16 protein-coding genes are annotated in these 18,578 nt (G+C 74.3%); 11 read left to right on the top strand and 5 right to left on the bottom strand.

Annotation, left to right across the window (positions count from 1 at the left end; translation table 11 throughout):
• Positions 1 to 30 precede the first annotated feature (30 nt).
• The 6 genes from KBZ10_RS00845 (at position 31) to KBZ10_RS00820 (ending at position 5,566) form a co-directional block, all read left to right on the top strand.
• The gene (locus tag KBZ10_RS00845) at positions 31 to 1,359 is read left to right on the top strand and encodes a ferric reductase-like transmembrane domain-containing protein (protein ID WP_210985744.1); all 1,329 of its coding nucleotides are present in this window, start codon (positions 31 to 33) and stop codon (positions 1,357 to 1,359) included.
• Positions 1,360 to 1,427: 68 nt separating this feature from the next.
• On the top strand, positions 1,428 to 2,033 hold the full coding sequence (locus KBZ10_RS00840; RefSeq protein ID WP_210985485.1) for an FMN-binding protein: 606 nt from the start codon (positions 1,428 to 1,430) through the stop codon (positions 2,031 to 2,033).
• Between the two features lie 288 nt (positions 2,034 to 2,321).
• Entirely contained in the window at positions 2,322 to 3,182 is an 861-nt protein-coding gene (locus KBZ10_RS00835) for a DUF4397 domain-containing protein (RefSeq protein ID WP_210985484.1), read from the top strand.
• Positions 3,183 to 3,459: 277 nt separating this feature from the next.
• On the top strand, positions 3,460 to 4,278 hold the full coding sequence (locus KBZ10_RS00830) for a class F sortase (protein WP_247701599.1): 819 nt from the start codon (positions 3,460 to 3,462) through the stop codon (positions 4,276 to 4,278).
• A gap of 45 nt (positions 4,279 to 4,323) precedes the next feature.
• Positions 4,324 to 4,881: a sigma-70 family RNA polymerase sigma factor gene (locus tag KBZ10_RS00825; protein ID WP_307847100.1), complete on the top strand. Its 558-nt coding sequence runs from the start codon at positions 4,324 to 4,326 to the stop codon at positions 4,879 to 4,881.
• Positions 4,865 to 5,566: a hypothetical protein gene (locus KBZ10_RS00820; RefSeq protein WP_210985483.1), complete on the top strand. Its 702-nt coding sequence runs from the start codon at positions 4,865 to 4,867 to the stop codon at positions 5,564 to 5,566. Before KBZ10_RS00825 ends, KBZ10_RS00820 begins: the two co-directional genes overlap by 17 nt.
• Positions 5,567 to 5,662: 96 nt before the next feature.
• Here the strand turns inward: KBZ10_RS00820 and KBZ10_RS00815 are convergent, their stop codons facing one another.
• On the bottom strand, positions 5,663 to 6,769 hold the full coding sequence (locus KBZ10_RS00815) for an MBL fold metallo-hydrolase (RefSeq protein ID WP_210985482.1): 1,107 nt from the start codon (positions 6,767 to 6,769) through the stop codon (positions 5,663 to 5,665).
• 205 nt (positions 6,770 to 6,974) lie between these two features.
• Between KBZ10_RS00815 and KBZ10_RS00810 the strand changes: the two genes are divergently transcribed.
• Positions 6,975 to 7,844 (top strand): AraC family transcriptional regulator, encoded by an 870-nt coding sequence (locus KBZ10_RS00810; protein WP_210985481.1) that lies wholly within the window; start codon positions 6,975 to 6,977, stop codon positions 7,842 to 7,844.
• Positions 7,845 to 7,892: 48 nt separating this feature from the next.
• On the opposite strand, the gene KBZ10_RS00805 is transcribed toward KBZ10_RS00810, so the two are convergent.
• On the bottom strand, positions 7,893 to 8,840 hold the full coding sequence (locus tag KBZ10_RS00805; protein WP_210985741.1) for a D-alanyl-D-alanine carboxypeptidase family protein: 948 nt from the start codon (positions 8,838 to 8,840) through the stop codon (positions 7,893 to 7,895).
• A gap of 414 nt (positions 8,841 to 9,254) precedes the next feature.
• Between KBZ10_RS00805 and KBZ10_RS00800 the strand changes: the two genes are divergently transcribed.
• Positions 9,255 to 10,211, top strand: a complete 957-nt coding sequence (locus KBZ10_RS00800) for a DUF3048 domain-containing protein (protein ID WP_210985480.1) — start codon at positions 9,255 to 9,257, stop codon at positions 10,209 to 10,211.
• A 213-nt stretch (positions 10,212 to 10,424) separates the two neighbouring features.
• Positions 10,425 to 11,696: an alkaline phosphatase PhoX gene (locus tag KBZ10_RS00795; RefSeq protein ID WP_210985479.1), complete on the top strand. Its 1,272-nt coding sequence runs from the start codon at positions 10,425 to 10,427 to the stop codon at positions 11,694 to 11,696.
• A gap of 103 nt (positions 11,697 to 11,799) precedes the next feature.
• On the opposite strand, the gene KBZ10_RS00790 is transcribed toward KBZ10_RS00795, so the two are convergent.
• Positions 11,800 to 12,213 carry a hypothetical protein gene (locus KBZ10_RS00790; RefSeq protein WP_210985478.1) on the bottom strand — a complete coding sequence of 138 codons (414 nt, stop codon included), beginning with the start codon at positions 12,211 to 12,213 and terminating at the stop codon, positions 11,800 to 11,802.
• A gap of 393 nt (positions 12,214 to 12,606) precedes the next feature.
• Here KBZ10_RS00790 and KBZ10_RS00785 point away from each other — a divergent pair, with 393 nt between their 5' ends.
• Positions 12,607 to 14,367: a cellulase family glycosylhydrolase gene (locus KBZ10_RS00785; RefSeq protein ID WP_210985477.1), complete on the top strand. Its 1,761-nt coding sequence runs from the start codon at positions 12,607 to 12,609 to the stop codon at positions 14,365 to 14,367.
• Between the two features lie 148 nt (positions 14,368 to 14,515).
• Here the strand turns inward: KBZ10_RS00785 and KBZ10_RS00780 are convergent, their stop codons facing one another.
• Both KBZ10_RS00780 and KBZ10_RS00775 read right to left on the bottom strand, forming a co-directional pair.
• On the bottom strand, positions 14,516 to 15,709 hold the full coding sequence (locus KBZ10_RS00780) for an FAD-dependent monooxygenase (protein ID WP_210985476.1): 1,194 nt from the start codon (positions 15,707 to 15,709) through the stop codon (positions 14,516 to 14,518).
• Positions 15,706 to 16,323 (bottom strand): TetR/AcrR family transcriptional regulator, encoded by a 618-nt coding sequence (locus tag KBZ10_RS00775; protein ID WP_210985475.1) that lies wholly within the window; start codon positions 16,321 to 16,323, stop codon positions 15,706 to 15,708. The genes KBZ10_RS00780 and KBZ10_RS00775 overlap by 4 nt, the downstream gene beginning before the upstream one ends.
• 552 nt (positions 16,324 to 16,875) lie before the next feature.
• On the opposite strand from KBZ10_RS00775, the gene KBZ10_RS30215 reads away from it, so the two are divergent.
• Entirely contained in the window at positions 16,876 to 17,085 is a 210-nt protein-coding gene (locus tag KBZ10_RS30215; RefSeq protein ID WP_210985474.1) for a hypothetical protein, read from the top strand.
• Positions 17,086 to 18,578: the final 1,493 nt, after the last annotated feature.

Raw genomic sequence — 18,578 nt, 5'->3', positions numbered from 1 at the left:
CAGTACAGCCGCGCGGGGAGACGGCAGGCCATGCGCCGCGTCCGTCCCCGGCGCTCGCCCGCCATACCGCTGCTCCTCCTCGCCTGGTCCGGCGCGGCGGCCGTCCTGTGGCTGTGGTGGCGCAACACCCCCGCCGTCTCCGGGGCCTCCGGATGGATGGTGAACGCGGGCCGCATGACCGGACTGCTGGCGGGCTACGCCGTCGCCCTGGTGATCGTGCAGATGGCGCGCGTCCCGGCCCTGGAGCGCAGGGTCGGCTCGGACCGGGTGACGCGCTGGCACGCCATGAGCGGCCGCTACACCCTGGTCCTGACGGCGGCCCACGTCGGTCTGACCCTCTACGGCTACGCACTCCAGGCGGGCACCGGCCTGGTGGCGCAGACCGTCTCCGTGGTCACCGGGTACCCCGACATGGTCGAGGCGGCCGCCGGCACACTCCTCCTGCTCCTGACCGGTCTGCTGTCCGCCGGCCTCCTGCGGCGCCGTATGCGCTACGAACTCTGGTACTACCTGCACCTGCTCACCTACGCGGCCGTCTACCTGGCCTTCTGGCACCAGCTCTCCACGGGCGCCGAGTTCGCCGGCGACCCCGCAGCACGCACGGCCTGGTACACCCTGTACGCCGCGGCCGGAGCGCTGCTGCTCTGGTACCGGGTCCTCGTCCCGCTGCGGCTCAACCTGCGGCACCGGATGCGCGTCGACTCGGTCGTCCCGGAGGCGCCCGGCGTCGTCTCGGTGCTCATCCGGGGCCGGCGGCTGCACCGGCTGGGTGCCGAGGCCGGGCAGTTCTTCCGCTGGCGGTTCCTCACCCGGGGCCTGTGGTGGACCGCGAATCCGTACTCGCTGTCGGCCCCGCCCCGCCCCGACCTGCTGCGGATCACCGTCAAGGCGGTCGGCGGGCACAGCGCCGCGCTGGCCGCGCTCCCTCCCGGCACCCGGCTCTGGGCCGAGGGCCCGTACGGGGCCCTGACCGCGGCCCGGCAGCGCGGTGGCAAGGTCCTGCTGCTGGCCGGCGGGGCGGGCATCACACCGCTCCGGGCGCTGTTCGAGACACTGCCCGGCGCGCCCGGCGACCTGACGCTGCTCTACCGGGCCCGCACGGCGGAGGAACTGGCGCTCCGCGGCGAACTGGAGGAGATCGCCGACCGGCGGGGGGCCAATCTGCTGTACGCCGTCAACGGCCCCGACGGCAGGCGCCCCGCGATCAGCGCCCGGACCCTGCGGAAACTGCTCCCCGACATCGACCGGCACGACGTCTACCTCTGCGGACCGCCGGGGCTGACCGGGGAGTGGTACGCGGCCCTCCGCGAGGCCGGGGTCCCCGAACGCCGCATCCACCACGAGTCCTTCGCATTCTGAGTCCGATCCCGGCTCCCGCGTCCCGGCCCCCGGGGCCGGACCCGGCCCGGTGAGCCCGGAGGTGCCACATGCCCCTGAGGAACAGACATCCGTACCGCAGAACCGTGCTCGCCGCGGCCGGCACCGTCTCCGTCATCGTGGCGCTGCTCGCCCTCAAACCGGACCGGGACCCGGCTCTCGCCCGGGCCGGCGGCCCCGGCGCCCCGTCCACGGCGGCCGTCTCACCGGCGCCGCCCTCCCCGTCCCCCTCCTCCGCCCCGGCGAAGCCGTCGAAGAGCACCGGACGCGCGCCGGACGAGCCCTCCCCGAGCCGGTCGGCGCCCCGTACCACCGCGCCTCCCCCGGCCCGGACCAGCAGGACCCCGGCCGCCCCCGAGACCACCACGGCGGCACCCGCCACCCGCACCGTCACCGGCGGCACCGTCCGCACGGAGCACGGCCCCGTGCAGGTGCGGATCACCCTGACCGGCAGCAGGATCACGGCGGCGACCGCGCTCCAGTCGCCCGCGGGGGACCCGCGGAGCGAGCAGATCTCCGCCACCGCGATTCCCCGGCTCAACCAGGAGACGCTGGCGGCGCAGAGCGCGGACATCGACACGGTGTCCGGTGCCACGTACACCAGCGACGGATACCGGCAGTCCCTGCAGAGCGCCCTGGACCGGGCCGGGCTCTGAACCCCGCCCGGCCCCGCCGCACGGCCCGCCGGGGGCACCGCCCTCTCCCCGGTCCGCGTCCGCCCCGCCCCCGACGGGCGGACGAGTGACGCGTCGAAAGCCCCGGGAGGAGCCACCGCGCCCCCTGGGAAGCCCTGGCGGAACCCAGTCGGAAGCCCCGGCGGAAGCCCCGGCCGGAAGCTCCCGCGAAAAGAGATCCGCCTCCGTGCATCCGAACGGGACTCCCAACCCGAAATAGGGATGAATGCTCCGCAATCGGACGGAGCGTCGTCGTGAAGGGGTATTTCGATGAGGAACTGCCGCAGCGCCGCCGCGATCGCGGCCACGGTGGGCATATGCGCCCTCGGACTCTCCGCCGCCCCCGCCCAGGCCGGGCCGGCGCAGACCGGGCAGGGCAAGGCACAGGTATCCGTCTTCCATGGCGTTCCGGGCCTCACCGTCGACGTGTACGCCAACGGCAAGGAACTCCTGCCGGACTTCAAGCCCGGCACCCTGACACCGCCGCAGTCGCTCGACCCGGGCAGCTACGACATCGAGGTGTTCGAGGCGGGCGCGGACCCGGAGGGCGAGCCCGCCATCCAGAAGACGGTGGAGGTCCCGGCCGGGGCGAACGCCACGCTCGCCGCCCACCTCACCGCCGATGGCGAGCCCACCCTCAACGCCTACGTCAACGACGTGTCGAAGGTGCCCGCCGGCCAGGCCCGGCTGACCGTGCGCCATGTGGCGGCCGCACCGGCCGTGGACGTGCGGGCCGACGGCACGCCGCTGGTCAAGGGGCTGGAGAACCCCAAGGAGGCCACCACCACGGTCCCGGCGGGCAGCGTGAACGCCGATGTCACCCTGGCCGGCACGGACGACGTCGTCATCGGCCCCGCCCAGCTCGACCTGAAGGAGGGCACGAGCAACGTCGTCTACGCCTGGGGGAGTGCCGAGGACAAGAACCTGGCCCTCAAGACCCAGACCTTCAGCGGTCTCCACACCGCCCCGAACGGTGTCAGGGGCGGTCAGAGCGACACGCTGATGCAGGCCGGCGCGGACGGCTCGGACGGCACCGCCGCCTGGGCGGCCTGGTCGGGCGCCGGCGCGCTCGCCGCGGCCGGTGTGCTGCTCACCCGCACGGCCTGGCGCGGCAGCCGTTCCCGCGGCTGAACGCAGGGCCCCCGCCCCGGTGCTCCCGCTCCCCGGTGCCTCGGCCTTCCGCACCCGCCGCCCCGCTGTCGGCGGACGGACGAGCCGGCGGCCCACGGCGGAGTGGCCGGCCGAGTGGCGGGACGAGGCCGCCCGGCGTGCGCAGGCGCGCCGGGCGGCCGCCCGCGCCGGGCGGTCCGGAACGGAGCCCCGGCCGGGCCCGTGATCCCGGGGCAGGCCGCGCGGCACGCCCCGAGCCGCAAGTCCACACGAGGAGAGACCCCCGATGAGCCCCCGGATGAGCACGCGGACGAGAGCCGCGGCGAGAGCCGCGACGGCAGTGAGCGGCGGAGCGGGCCCGCGAGCGTGGACGGCGGTGCGGCGGGCCGCGGCCTCCCCGGGGCTCCGCCCCTGGCTGTCGGCGGCCGCCGTCGCGGTCATGGCCGCGATCGTGGTGGTGGCGACCCTGCTGGCCGTACCGGACCCGGGAACCCGGGAGGGCTCGCCGCCGCCCGACTTCGGCGACCGGCGGTCCGCCGGGCCGGTCGGCGGCGGGAACAGCGGACGGCAGGACGGCGGTGGCCGGGACACCGCCGCTTCACCCGGCCGTTCGCGCGACGCGCAGGACGGCGGCGCCCGGGCGGATCCGGGGCACCGGGCCTTCGCCGCCACTCCGCCGGTCCGGCTCCGCATCCCCCGGCTGCGGGTCGACGCGGAGGTGCGGCCGGTCGGCCTGGCCCGGGACGGCACGGTGGCGGTGCCCAAGGACGCCGGCGGCACCGGCTGGTACCGGTACGGCCCGGCCCCCGGCGCGCCCGCCGGCTCGGCCGTCCTGGTCGGCCACGTCGACTCGCGCACGGGCCGGCTCGGCGCGCTGGCCGCGCTGCACGACGTACGGGCCGGGGACGCCGTCGTCGTCCGCCGCAAGGGTGCGCCGGAGGTCCGCTACACGGTCGCGTCCCGGGAGGTCCGGGACCGCGAACGGCTGCCGGGCGAGCTGTTCCGCCGCACCGGGCCCCCGGTGCTGACGCTGATCACCTGCACCCTCCCGTACGACCGTGAGCAGGGCGGCTACCGGAACAACCTGATCGTGACCGCCACCCGGGTGAGCGGCTGACGTGGTGCGGAGGATCGGGGCGGACGGCTCCCTATCGTCGCGTCCGTGACCGGAACCCGAACCGACGCCGAGCTGGCCGAGGGCTTCGCCCGCGGTGACGAGGGCTGCCTCGCGGAGGCGTACCGCCGGTGGGCCGGGCTGGTGCACACGCTCGCCGGCCGCGCGCTCGGGGACGCGAGCGAGGCGGAGGACGTCACCCAGGAGGTGTTCGTCAGCGCCTGGCGCGGCCGGACGGGCTACTCGCCGGCCAGGGGTTCCCTGCCGGGTTGGCTGATCGGCATCACGCGCCGCAGGATCGCCGACGCCCTGCAGGCCCGGGGCAGCCGTCAGGACAAGGCCCGGCGGGCCGCTCGGGCGATCACCGACCGGCCCGGTCACGACCCGGTGGACGGCATCGTCGACAGCGTTCTGGTGACGGACGAGCTGCGCGCCCTGCCGCAGCCGCAGCAGCAGATCCTGCGGCTCGCCTTCTACCACGACTTCACGCAGGTGCAGATCGCCGAGCGGCTGGACCTGCCGCTGGGAACGGTGAAGGCCCACGTCCGCCGGAGCCTGGGCCGGCTGAGAACCCGAATGGAGATGGACGGTGACGGAGCACGCTGACCCGGCCCTGCTGGCCGAACTGGCCCTCACGGGGCGGTCGTTCCCCGACGGGGCCCGGACCGCCGGTCCCGCGGGCGCGTCCGGTGCCGCGGGGCCGGCGGGCGCTCCGGCGGGTGCTCCGGCCGGTGCCGCCCCGGGCGGCCCGGACCCCGCCGCCCCGCCCGCCACCGGCGGGCCGGACGCCCTCGCGCACGCGGCCGGCACGGAGAACCTGCGCGCGGCGGAGCGGCACGCGGAGCACTGTGCGCAGTGCCGCGACACCCTGGTCACGCTGCGCCGGATCGTACGAGCCGCCCGGAGCGTCTCCCCGGACGACGGCATCGTCGCGCCGCCGGCCGCGGTCTGGGAGGGCATCGCGGCGGAACTCGGGCTGACCGGCGGCACGGCGCGCGGTTCCCGCCTTCGGAGCCGCTTGCGCCGCACCGGCCCGACGGAGCCCGTTGGGGCCCGCTCCGCCGGGGCCGCTCCGGGGCCGGAGCCCGCCCCGCCGAGGGCCGTCACGCCGGACGAAGCCGTGCCGTCGGCCACCGGGGACGACTCCGCCCGGCCGGAACCCGTCACGGCGGAACCCGTCACGGCGGAACCGGTCACGGCGGAACCCGTCCGGGCGGAACCGCTCCCGGCGGAACCCGTCCCGGCCCGCCCGGGGAACCCGGGCCCGCTGCCCGGCGACAGCGCGCGCTGACCCCGGGCGCGTCCGCGCCCGGCCGGGAGCGGACGGCGGCGCCGCACGGCGCTCGGTGAGCGTCCGCACGGCGGTCGGTGAGCGTCCGTGCAGCGCTCAGTGAGCCGTGCGGACGGCGGCCGGGCCGGCACCGGCGGGCCCCGGGTGGACGAACGGCCGGGTCAGATGTGCCGTCGCCAGCAGTGCGCCCCGCGCACGGGCCTCGGCGAGCAGCCGCGTGCGGCTGGTGCGCGCGGTGACCGGATCCTGTTCGAAGGCGTACGCCACCGCCGGGTCCGCCAGTTGCACGGCGTGCACGAGCACATCACCCGTCACCATGATCCGCCGGTGTCCGCCGTCCACGAGCACGGACTGGTGCCCCGGGGTGTGACCGGGGGTCGGCCGCAGATGGACGGCGCCTCCCCGCCGCCCGCCGCCGCAGAGCCGCACCGCGCCGTCCACCTCGGTCAGCCGCCCCGACCGGCGCAGCGGCCGCACCACGTACGTCATCGCCGTGTCGGCCGGGTCGAGCGCGGCCGTCTCGCTCCGCTGCAGCAGGTAGCGCGCCTCGGGGAACGCGGGAGTACCGTCCGGGCCGACGGCCCAGCCGTAGTGGTCCTCGTGCAGATGGGTCAGCACGACCGAGTCCACGTCCGACGGGGAGATTCCCGCCTCCGCGAGGACCCGCGGCAGCCGGCCCGGCACGGGAGCCCAGCCGGCCGCCGGGCTGTCCGCGGGACCGATGCCGGTGTCGACCAGGGTGACCCGGCCGCCCGGGCGCCGGACCGCGTAGCAGCGGAAGTCGAGCCGCCAGGTCCCGTCGGGCCCGAAGGAGCCGGGATCGATGCGCTCCGCCAGCCGCCAGTCCTGCTCCGACGCCCCGCTGAACCGGTCCCGGAGCTGTCCGGGGAACGTGCCCCGGGCGTCCAGCAGCGCCAGCACCTCGAACGGGCCGGCGGAGCGGCTCACCACCCGCGGCGCGGCCACGGCCGTGGCGCCGCCGGTGACCGCCGGTGCGGTGAGCGCCGCCGCCCCCGTCGCCGCCGCGCCCCGCAGCACCCCCCGGCGGCCGACCCCCGTCCGGCCGCCGGGGGGTGCGTCCGCCGGGCGCGCCGAGCGGGTGTCCCCGTCGTCTCGGCGGCCCGCGCCCTCTCCGCGCAGTACTCCGCGTCCCGCGCCTTCCCCGACGTGCCCGCGCCCCCCGGCGCCCTCGTCTGCGCGCATGCCCCGGCCTCCGCCCGTGCGAACCGTCCGCGCTTCCGCCCGCTCCGCGGTACACGGAGGGCGGCAGCGGGGCGCCCGCCTCCCGGGCGCCGCTCGGTGAAGGGTGGCCCGGCAGCCACCGGCCGGGCTTGTCGTTCCTTGTGCGATCGGGGTCCGCCGGGGCAAGCCCTCGTACCGGGGCCGGCCGCCGCGTAGGGTGCGGGACGTGGCGGTGGAACGGAGCGTGTATCTGCACACCGACGACGTCTACGTCGCGGACGTGCGCTGCGGGGATCCGCCCCGCGGCTGGACGGAGGCCCGGCAGGCCGCCGTGTTCGGCCTGGTCCTCGTCCGGCGCGGCCTGGTCCGCGGGCGGGTGGACGGGGCGGAGCGCCTGCTGGACCCGGCCACCGTCTACGTCGAACGGCCCGGCGCGGAGCAGCAGTTCGCGCACCCGTGCGGTGGTGACGTCTACACGGAGATCGTCCTCTCCGAGCCGTGCGTGGCGGGGATGCTGGGCGGTGACCCGGCCGTCCCCGGGGGACTGGCCCACGTCACCACCGAGCTCGCCCTCCGCCACCGCGTGCTGCTCGCCCGGGCGCGCTCCGCCCACGGCGACGCCTTCGACCTCGGCGAACGCGCGGTGGCCCTGGCCGCTGCCGTGTTCGCGCAGATCGCCCCGGGGCGGGTGACGAGCGGACGCCCCGCCACCGCGGCCGCCCGGGAGCGGCTCGTCGACGACGCCCGCGCCGCCCTCTGCGCCGACCCGGGGCTCCGCCTGGAGGACCTCAGCCGCGCGGTGGCCTGTTCACCGCACCACCTCAGCCGGGTCTTCACGGCCGTCACCGGCGTCACGCTCACCCGTTACCGCGAGCGGCTGCGGCTGGCCCGCGCGCTGGACCGGCTGAGCGAGGGCGAGACGGACCTGCGGCTGCTGGCGGCCGAACTCGGTTTCAGCGACCAGGCCCATCTGACGCACGCGATGCGCCGCTCGGCCGGGCTGCCGCCGGGCCGGCTGCGTGCCCTGCTCCGCGGGGTCCCGGAGCGGGGCACCGCCGGCCCCGGGCCCGCGGACGGGTGGCGCCACCGGCTCTGACCCGGGGGCGCCGCCCGGCGGAGCGGCCCGGGAACGGGCCTCCCGGGGTCAGTCCTGCTGGGCGCCCGCGGGCAGCTGACGCAGCTTCATCGTGGTGGCGGTGCTGCTGCCGAAGCCGTAGTCCAGCAGTTTCGCGGCGTCGGTGTAGCGGTTGCTGCCGTTGAGGACGACGCCGACCACGGTCCTGCCGCCGCGGGTGGCGGCGAACACGAGGCACGGTCCCGCGGCGGTGCCGGTGCCGGTCTTGATGCCGACGGCGCCGGAGTAGGAGCCGAGCAGCTTGTTGGTGTTGTACCAGGTGTAGGTGCGGGTGCCGCCGGTGCTCGTCTTGGCGTAGCGCACGGTCTTCCGCGTCTTCACGACGGTGCGGAACGTCGAGTACTTCATGGCGCTGCGGGCGAGCTTGGCCAGGTCGCGCGGGGTGGTGTAGTTGTTCCCGGTCGTCGATATGCCGTCGAACGAGTCGAACCGGGTGTTGGTCAGGCCGAGGGTCCCGGCCTTCTTGTTCATCTTGCCGATGAACGACTTCACCCGTGCGGACCGGGTGGTGCCGCTGCCGAAGGTGTCCGCGAGGGCGTACGCGGCGTCGCAGCCGGAGGGCAGCATCGTCGCGTAGAGCAACTGCCGGACGGTGACCTTGTCGCCCTTCTTGAGGTCGGCCGTGCTGGCGCCCTCGCGGGCGACGTAGTCGCGGTAGGCCTGCTGGACGGTGACCTTCCGGTCGAGGTCGAGATTCTTCTGGCTGAGCACCACACGGACCGTCATGATCTTCGTGGTGCTGGCCATCTGCCGCTTGGTGTCCGCGTACTTGCCGTAGATCCTGGAGCCGTCCGCCTGGTTCAGCAGGAACGCGCCCTTGGCGCTGACGGTCGGCGCCGCGGCCTGCGCGGGCGTGGCCACGGCCGGGACGGCCAGGACGGCGCCGGCGGTGACGACGACGGCGGCGGCCCGGCGGCGTCTGCGCCGCGCGGGTGCGGACGCGTCGGCTCCGCGCAGGCGCGGGCCCTTGTCGAGGGTTATCACTTCATACGCTCCGAATCGGCCCGAGGGGCGGAAACCTGTCGGCGGCGGGCAGCCGGGTGCGCGCTGCTCCGCTCTCTCCCTGACTCAAAGACCGCTGAGAGGGGCCGAAGTATGTACGGCGGGAAGAGGATTCTCCGATGACCGGCCGGGACCGTTCGGGCCGGGACCGTTCGGGCCGGGACCGTTCGGGCCGGGACCGTTCGGGCCGGGACCGTCCGGGCCGGGGCCCTTCGCCGCCGGCCGCGGCCGCGGCCCGCGCACGCGACGGCCGCCGGGCACCCGGGGAAGAGCGGTCCGGGGCGGTTCTTTACCCCGTTGGGTCGATGCCGTTCCCCGGCGGGAGGGGCACACTCGTCGGGGAGGCGGCGGACGAGGAGGCGGGCGGCCATGGAGCGGACGGCATCGCGGCGGACCGTACTGCTGACGGCGGCACTGTCGCTGCTGGCGGCGGCCTGCCAGACGGGTGACGGGGACGGCGACGGGGACGGCGACGGACGCTCGCCCTTCACCGGCGAGAAGGGCGCGGGCGAGAAGGTCCTCGCCGTCAAGATCGACAATGTGGAGGCCGCCCGGCCGCACACGGGCCTGGACAAGGCCGACATCGTCTACATCGAGCAGGTCGAGGCCGGCCTCACCCGGATACTGGCGATCCTCGCCTCCGAACTGCCGGAATCCCTCGGCCCGGTGCGCAGCGCCCGCGAGTCGGACCTGGAACTGCTGCGCCAGTTCGGCACGCCGGCCCTCGCCTACTCCGGGGTGCAGAGCAGGCTGCGCCCCGTGGTGGAGGCCGCCCCGCTGATCCCCCTGCCGCCCGGCGAGCTCACCGACGGATACGTGCGCGACCCGGGCCGCCCCGCGCCCCACAACCTCTACCTCCGTCCCGACCGCGCTGTGCGCGCCGCGTCCGGGGCCTCGGAGCCCCGCGACATCGGCTTCCGCTTCGGTCCCGCGCCGGGCGGCGGCCGGAGGACGGGGGAGCGTACCGTCCGCTTCCCGGCCGCGAGCTTCACCTTCGACTGGTCCTCCGCCGAGAAGCGCTGGCTGGTCTCCATGGACGGGGAACCGGCCCGTACGAACGGGAGCGAGCGGCTGAGCGCCGCCACGGTCGTCGTCCAGTACGTGACGGTCCGCCCCTCCGACTACGGCGACCGCTCGGGCAGCAACACCCCCTACACGGAGACCGTGGGCTCCGGCCGGGCCCTCGTCCTGCGGGACGGCCGGGAATACGAGGCCGAGTGGAGCCGCCCGTCGGCGGCCGCCGGCACGGTCTTCACGGACACCGGCGGCCGCCGCCTCCCCTTCGCCCGCGGCCCGGTCTGGGTGGTCCTCGCCCCGGTGGACTGAGCTCCGGCGGAAGCGGCACGGAGGGAACGTCTCCGTGCCGGCCGGGCGGCCGCGGCGGGGGCGTACGGTGCCGGCCGATCGTTCCGGACAGGCAACGTTCACCGGTCGATACCCCCCTAGGTAACCCGGAGAGGGGTGCGCGTTAACGAAACGCTCTTAGCGTCCGGCGCAGCCACCCCGCACATCAGGGTCATCCACAGAAGGACGCACACCATGCGCCGCACCCGCCGTATCCGCTTTATCACCGCAGCCCTCGCCGCCGGCATGGGCCTGCCCCTCGGACTGCTCTCCGCCGCCCCTGCCACCGCCCACGACCGCCACCACGGTCAGCCGATGGCGTTCCGGCCGCTGGAGAAGTCCGCCTACGACCAGATGTCGGCCGACTGGTCCGAGCCGCTGGCCGCCCCGAAGGGCTTCCGCCAGAAGCTCGTGGCCGACGAGACCGTCCTCGACATCTACGGGGGAGGTACCGACGACCTCACCGACATGAACACGGTCAACGAGACCGGCCGCCAGGCGGGCCGCTACCTCTACCGCACCCACGAGGTCTCCTCCAACGGAGCCGTCTCCGTCGTCGACCTGAGGACCGGCAAGGCCGAGATCATCGCGCAGCGCGCGGACTGGCACCGGATCGACGGCATCCGCTGGACCCCCTGGGGCAGCCTGCTGGTCACCGAGGAGACCGACGGCGGCCGGGTCTTCGAGCTGTTCCTGGACCGCCGGGACCGCACGAAGGTGACCCGGATCGAGGAGCGCCGCGAGATCGGCATCCTGCGCCACGAGGGCATCGACGTGCTCCCCGACGGCACCGTCTTCGTCATCGACGAGCTCAAGGGCGGTTCGATCTACAAGTTCGTGCCGACCCGCCGCGGCGACCTCTCCGAGGGCCGCCTCCACGCCCTCAAGATCAACGGCCTCTCCGACGCCGAGCAGAAGTGGAACCCGGAGACGTACTCCGAGAAGGCCGGCGCCTTCACCTGGGTCCCGCTCGACAAGGACAAGGTGGTCGCGGACGCCGACGCGGCCTCCGACGCGGTGAACGCCACCGAGTTCGGCCGTCCCGAGGACGTCGAGGTCATCGGCGACACCCTCTACGTCGCCAACACCAGCGAGAACCGCGTCGTCGCGGTCAACCTGCGCAAGAACGTCCTCTCCTCGTTCGTCCAGGCCGGCGTGAACGCGCCCGTCGAGGACCGCGACGCCGGCATCACCGGCTTCAAGAGCCCCGACAACCTGGCCGAGGGCCCCGACGGCCGCCTGTGGATCGTCGAGGACAACTACGCCAGCGACATCTGGGTCGCCGGCCGGGACCGCGACCGGGACGGCGCCGCCGACGGCACCGAGCTCTTCGCCTCCCTGAAGGACCCGGGCGCCGAGGTCAGCGGCATCTACTTCGGCAAGGACCCGAAGACCCTCTTCTTCAGCGTCCAGCACCCCGACAAGCCGCTCGCGGACGGCACCTGGAAGATCACCCGCCGCCGCTGAACGGCCCCGGCCGCACCAGACGGGGGTCCCCGCCGGTCATCCGGGGGGGACCCCCGTCTTCAGCGGCCCGGGAAGGAGCCGGGGCGGCTGCGGCCGCAGGCCGTCACCAGCCGGTGGGGAGGGCGGCCACGGGCACGAGGGAGAGCTCGTAGAGGTAACTGGCCTCCTGCATACCGGTCAGCGTGATGTCGTACGCGTAGTAGACGATGGTGAGACCGGTGTACTGCGAGACCTCGGTGACGTAGACGATGCGGTCGGCCATGTCCCCGATCTCGCCCTCGGTCGCCAGGATCCGGTCGGCCATGACGCCGATGGAGTCCTCGGTGTAGAGGACGCCGTCGAGCGACTGCTCGTAGATGGAGGCGCCTTCCTGCCCGACGTAGACCACGGCGTCGGACGCGGTGGTCGCCGCGGCGGCGCGCGGCGCCGTGGCGCCGGCCGTCACGGCCAGCAGGCTGGTCAGAAGGAGAATCGGCAGAAGGAACTTCTTGAGGGCCGGTGTTACCGCTTGCAGCATGGCTGTCTCTCTCCGGGGAAACGGGATATCCGAGGGGATACCCCAGGGGGTATTTACTACGGGGGAACCTCCCGGTCCGGGCAAAGGATTCCGGCCCGCACTGTGCTCTCCGCCACAGCAGGCCCGGCCGCGGATCGGGGAGCGGGCAGCGGCGTGCGGATGCGCCGTGATGTCCTGCGCCCCGGGCTCCTGTCCACGCCCCGGGTGCCACGAGCCGGCGGGCACCCGTACCGGGGGTGTGCCCGGGGCCACCCCGGCCGGGGGCCTCTTGCGCCGGTGATGCGGCACTGCCAGCATCGCGGCGGAGCAGCGGCCGGCTGCTCCCGCCCCGGCCGGCCGCGAACACGTTCGTTCCTTTCCCCCACTGCGGCACATGTGCCGATGAGGAGCATGATGGACGTCTTACGCGACATCACAGGAGCGGTCCGCGGATGGGCGCGCGGACCGGCGAGGTGGGCGGTTGTCCTGCTCGCCGGGCTCGGCCTGCTGGCCGCCGGCGGCACCGGGGCCTCGGCGGCGGCCCCCGGGGAACCCGTCACGGCCCCCGGGGGCCGGGCATCCGGCGGGGCCATGGCGCAGGTCGCCGCGATGCAGCCGGGATGGAACCTCGGCAACTCGCTCGACGCCACCGGCAGCGACGAGACCTCGTGGGGCAACCCGCGCGTCACCCGGGAACTGCTCGGCAACATCCGGGCGCAGGGGTTCAACAGCATCCGCATCCCGGTGACCTGGAGCGGGCACCAGGGCCCGGCCCCGGAGTACGCCCTGGACGCGGACCATCTCGACCGCGTCGAGGAGGTGGCCGGCTGGGCGCTCGACGAGGGCTTCCACGTCCTGGTCAACGTCCACCACGACTCCTGGCAGTGGATCGCGGACCTGCCGGCCGACCGCGCCGGCGTGCTCGCCCGCTACAACGCCCTCTGGACCCAGCTGGCCCGCACGTTCCGGGACTCGCCGTCCAGGCTGGTGTTCGAGAGCATCAACGAGCCGCAGTTCAGCGGCGCTTCCGGTGACGCCGAGAACGCGGAGCTGCTGAACGAACTCAACACCTCCTTCCACCGCGTCGTGCGCGGCTCCGGCGGCGGCAACGCGAGCCGGCTGCTCGTTCTGCCCACCCTGCACACCTCGTCGGACCAGGCACGGCTGGACGAACTGACCGCCACGTTCGACACCCTGGACGACCCGAACCTCGCCGCGACGGTGCACTACTACGGATACTGGCCGTTCAGCGTCAACATCGCCGGCGGAATCCGCTTCGACGCCACCGCGCGGAAGGACCTCACCGACGCCTTCGACCGGGTGCACAGCACCTTCGTGGCCCGGGGCATCCCGGTGATCCTCGGCGAGTACGGGCTGCTCGGCTTCGACCGGCACACCGGCACCATCCAGCAGGGCGAGAAGCTGAAGTTCTTCGAGGCCCTCGGATTCCACGCCCGCACCAGGAACATCACCACCATGCTGTGGGACAACGGCCAGCACTTCCAGCGCACCGGTTTCGCCTGGAACGACCCGGAGTTGTTCGAACAGATCAGGTCGAGCTGGACGACCCGGTCCGGCACGGCCTCCTCCGACCAGGTGTTCAGCGCCCGGTCGGCGCCCGTCACCGACAAGACGCTCACGCTGAACCTCAACGGCACCTCGTTCACGGGCCTCACCCACGGCACCACCGAACTGGTACGCGGCACCGACTACACCGTCGAGGGCGACCGGCTCACGCTCGGGGCGGCGGCCCTGACCCGGCTCAGCGGTGAACGCGACTACGGCACCAACGCGGTGCTGTCGGCGCGGTTCTCCCAGGGCGTCCCGTGGCGGATCGACCTGATCACCCATGACACGCCGGTCCTGCGGAACGCCACCGGGACGACGGACTCCTTCGCCGTCCCGACCGACTTCCGCGGCGACCAGCTCGCCACCATGGAGGCCCGGTACGCCGACGGCAGCAACGCCGGGCCGCACAACTGGACGCCGTACAAGGAGTTCGACCGCTCGTTCGCCCCGGACTACGCCGCCGGCGTCACCACCCTGACGTCCGAGTTCTTCGCCGAGGTCACCGACGGGGCCCGGGTGACCCTCACCTTCCACTACTGGAGCGGGGCGACGGTCACCTACTACGTCACCAGGTCCGGAACCTCGGTCACCGGCACCACGGCCTGACCTCCGCGTCCCCGCCGCCCTGCCATCCCTCCCGGGAACGCGGTGGCGGGGCCGCTCCACCGGCCGGGGCGGGGAGCCGTCCGGCGCCTCTCCGCCCCGGCCGGGTCCCGGGCCGCCGCCCGGACTCCACGGCGCGGGGCCCGGCCGGTCACTCGCCCGCCCGCGCCACCGCGGTGGAATGGGCGGCGGGGAAGAGCGCACCCGTCAGAAGCCGGTCCAGCACCGGCAGGTTCATCGCGCGCAGGCCCCAGCGCCGGAGCAGGAGCCGGGCCGGTGAGGTGGGCAGGAACCACTCGCCGACCCGCTGCCGCGCCCGCGTCTGGACCTCGCCCGCCACGGGACGCCAGCGCTGCTCGTACTCGGCGAGCGCCGTGGCGACGGCTCCGGCGGCTCCGGTGGCTCCGGCCACGCGCAGCCGCTCGGCCAGCACGTAGGCCCCGCCGACCCCCAGGGAAGCTCCCTGGCCCGCGATGAGGGACACGGCGTGGGCCGCGTCCCCCAGCAGCACCACCCTGCCGCTCCGCCACCGGGGCGCGTCGATCTGCGCGACCTGGTCGTAGTACACCTCCTCGCCGGGAGGGCATCGGTCGAGGGCCCGCCGGACCAGCGGGCCCAGGCCCTCGAACTCCCGGCGGAGCGCCGCGCGCGGGTCGGCGGGGAGCGACGGATCGCCGGTGCGGTGCACGGTGAAGACGGCGACGCGTCCCTGCTCCAGTCCGTAGAACCCCATCTGCCGGTGCAGGGTGTCGGTGAGCGCGAACCGGTCGCGCATCCTCCGGAACACCTCCTCGTCCTCGAAGACGAAGGCGGCGGTGTGCATGCCCAGGTAGCGGAAGTGGTCCCGCTCGGGCCCGAAGACCAGGGAACGCACCCGGGAGTGGATGCCGTCGGCCCCCACGACGAGGTCCGCGGTGGTCCGGGTGCCGTCCGACAGCGTCACGGATCCGCCGTCAGCCTCCACGCTCTCGACGGTGGTGCCGTACTGGAGCGTCGCCCGGTCTCCGACGGCCTCCCGCAGCAGCAGCTCCAGGTCGGGACGCATGATGCTGACGAGTCCGCCGCCCGCCGCCTTCCGGAACCGGGCGTAGTCCACAGCGGTGACGCGGCGGCCCGCCCCGTCCACGTAGCTGAACTCCGACGCGGGGTGGGCGAGTTGCCGGAGCCGGGGCCGCAGGCCCATCGCGGTCAGGGCCTCGTGCCCCGGACCGAAGAAGTCGATCATGTATCCCTGGCCGCGCGGACCGGGGGCCTTGTCCACCACGTGGACCTCCCAGCCCTGGTCGAGGAGTCGCACGGCGAGCGTCAGCCCGGCGATGCCTGCTCCGCAGACGAGTGCCTTCACGGGTGTTCTCCTTTCGGGGGGTCGGTCATGAGGCCGCGGACGAGGGGGGTGATCCGCGCGGCCGAGAGACCGGGGTTCAGAGCCTTGTGGAGGAGGAAGCCGTCGAGTACGGCCATCAGGGCGATCGCCGTGGCCTCGGGGTCCCGGTGCCCGGTCCACCGCGGTCCGGCGGCGATCCGGTCCCTGAAGTGGCCGGTCAGTTCGGCCAGTTGCCCGCGCAGCTCCTCGTCACGGGTGGCCGCCAGGTACGCCTCGGTGAACAGGAGGGACTCCGGGTCCCGTCCGGTGTACCGGTCCAGGGACGCCAGCAGGGCCGCGGCCCCGTCGGCCGGGTCGGCCGCGGCGGTGAACACCGTGACGGCTTCGTCGAGGGCGGGGCGCATGGCCTCCAGCGCGGCCTGCCGCAGGAGGGCCGCCAGGGAGTCGAAGTGGTAGTGCACCAGTCCGGAGCGCACACCGGCGCGTTCGGCCAGCGTCCGGGTGGTGACCGCGTTCCAGCCCACCTCGCTGATGAGCGCGGCGGCCGCGGCCAGCAGCCTTCGCCGCACCTCCCGGCCCCGTGCTGCGGCGGTCGGCCGTGCGGGACCCTGATTTTGGTCATTCGCCTTGGACACTTGTCCAAGATAACCCGTACCCGCGGTCTCCGCCAGCCCGGCGACGGCGCACGCGGCGCACGCGGCGCACGCGGCGCACGCGGCGCACGCGGCGCACGCGGCGCACGCCCTTCCGCGTGGCTGCGGTCGGCGGCCGGGGAGGGGCTGGTGTCCGGTTCGGCGAATCTGCACACCGAATGCGCAGTCGCGGCACGATTCAGGGGAGATCGGTGCGCGGATCGCCGGCGGGGACTCCCTTTATGCGGAATGCCCCGCTCCATAGCGCGGGGTCAATACCGGACGCCTTCCCGCATCGGCGTGGAATGTGAAGAAGTCGCCCCGGATGTGTGCGCCTCTCTGCACGAATGTGTTTGCGCCTCGGTGAATCGCTGTGACGGGAGTCTCAGTCGATTGGATGCGCGGTGGATCTCCGTGCTTTGATCCCTGGCAGCCGCCGGAGCCGCGCGCGTGTCCCGGAAATGGATTCCGTGCGTCCTGCGGCCGAGGCCCGCCATCGGTGCCGAGCGGGGCCGCCCCCCAACTGTGGATACCCATATGAAGGGAAGTTTCGTCATGAACTCCGCTCACCGGATCGAGACCGCCGAGATCTCCGACGCCGAGCTCGACAACGTTTCCGGCGGCCTGAGCCCGCAGGCCGGCATCACCGCCGGGCCCGTGGCGATCAACAGCGCGGACGTGCTGGCGCAGGTCGACGCGCTCCAGGGCCAGGCCCTGAACACCGTGGGCCAGTACGGCCACGCCGGCGTCAGCGTCTCTCTCTGACCGGTGTCCTGAGCGCCGGCGGGCCCCGCACCGCCCGAGGCGGCTGAGGCCCGCCGGACGGCAGGCCGGTACCCGGGCCGCGCACGGCCCGTGCACCACGACGAAGCTCCTGGCAGACGTGTCCCCGCAGGGGGGAATCCGCGTCTGCCGGGAGCTTCGCGGTGTTTGGACACGGGGCCCGCGGCCCGGGACGGGAAGCCGGGGCGACGGGCGCGTCCCCCCGGACCTCACCTCATGCCGGGCCCTTCACCCAGTCGACGAGCCGGGCCCACCAGCCGCCCTTCGACCGGTGCGCAGTGGGCTCCGCGCCCCGGGGGGCGTGGGGCGGCCGCGACGGCTGCCCCGGTCCGGCCGGACCGGGCTCGGGCCGGGCCGCCGCCCCCGGTGCCCGGTCGCGCGCCCGTCCGGCCCCCGCCGGCTCACACGTGCACCGCCGGGACGCCGGGACGCCCGCGAGTACTTGCTCGACATGCCGTCCACAGCCCGTAAAGGTCGCCTTCCGGCAGGTCGGACAGATGGCGCGTTGGCACATAACTCCCCACGAGATGTTCTCTTTGAAATGCGAATGGCTGGGTTTCCCGCCGGGGCCGCGCAGGGCGCGGGAACGGGCGGGGTGCGTCCGTCATGCATTGTCTTGCTCTATGGCGTTCACCATCCCGCTGTCCGGTTGAAATACCCCCCGGCGTTTCCTCGAGGATACCCCCCGGCGTTTGGAAGGAAATACCCCCAGGGGTTTTGATTTACCTGCCCGTCCGGCTATCCGGACGGTGCCGTACCATCACCACTTGCTTGCGATACGGAAAAAGTGATTGGGTCGCGCATGGGCGCGGCGGCGGGGGCGTTGCGTTTAGCGCCGTGGCTGTATTTCCGGTGGCGGGAAATCGTCGGCCGGGTGCGCGGCAAACGACCGACATGGACCGAGGACGGCAACCATCCCCCGAGGGGGCGGTACGCCCGATCCCGAAGGGAGCGACGTGGGCTGCACACACGCCGTGGGGTGCCCTCTCTTTCCGCTGCTCAAGGCGGGCATGCAGAGCTGGCGCGACCACTACTGCGACAGTGACCACCAGTGGCGGTCCTGTGCTCGCTACCAGACCTCCCTCACCGGAGAGCGTGTGCCCATCAGCCTGCTGCCCAACGGGCGCCACGCGCACCACCTCAGACGAGCCGCCGACACGGCTTCGTGCGGAGAGGCGGCCCCGGAGCAGCAGCCGCCGCGCCAGGCTCAGCCGCCCCACCAGCCCCGGCCGCCCCGCCGGTCCCAGCCGCCACAGCCGCCCCGGACGGCCCAGCCGGGCCGGCAGGCGCAGCCGCACCAACCGCACCAGCCGCACCAGGCGGCCTGGCAGGCCCAACAGCACCAGCAGGCGCAGCCCTTAACGCCACAGCCGTGGACCCCGGAGAACGATCCCTGGTTCCGGCCGGCGGCGGAGCGCCCGCAGGCATACGAGCCGCACGGCCGGGGAGCCGCGGCGCCGGAGACCACGGCCCAG

Origin of the sequence: Streptomyces sp. F63 (assembly GCF_018070345.1) — a bacterium.
GTDB lineage: Bacteria > Actinomycetota > Actinomycetes > Streptomycetales > Streptomycetaceae > Streptomyces.
The sequence above is the reverse complement of the archived record's forward strand: the minus strand, read 5'-3'. Positions and strand labels throughout refer to the sequence as shown.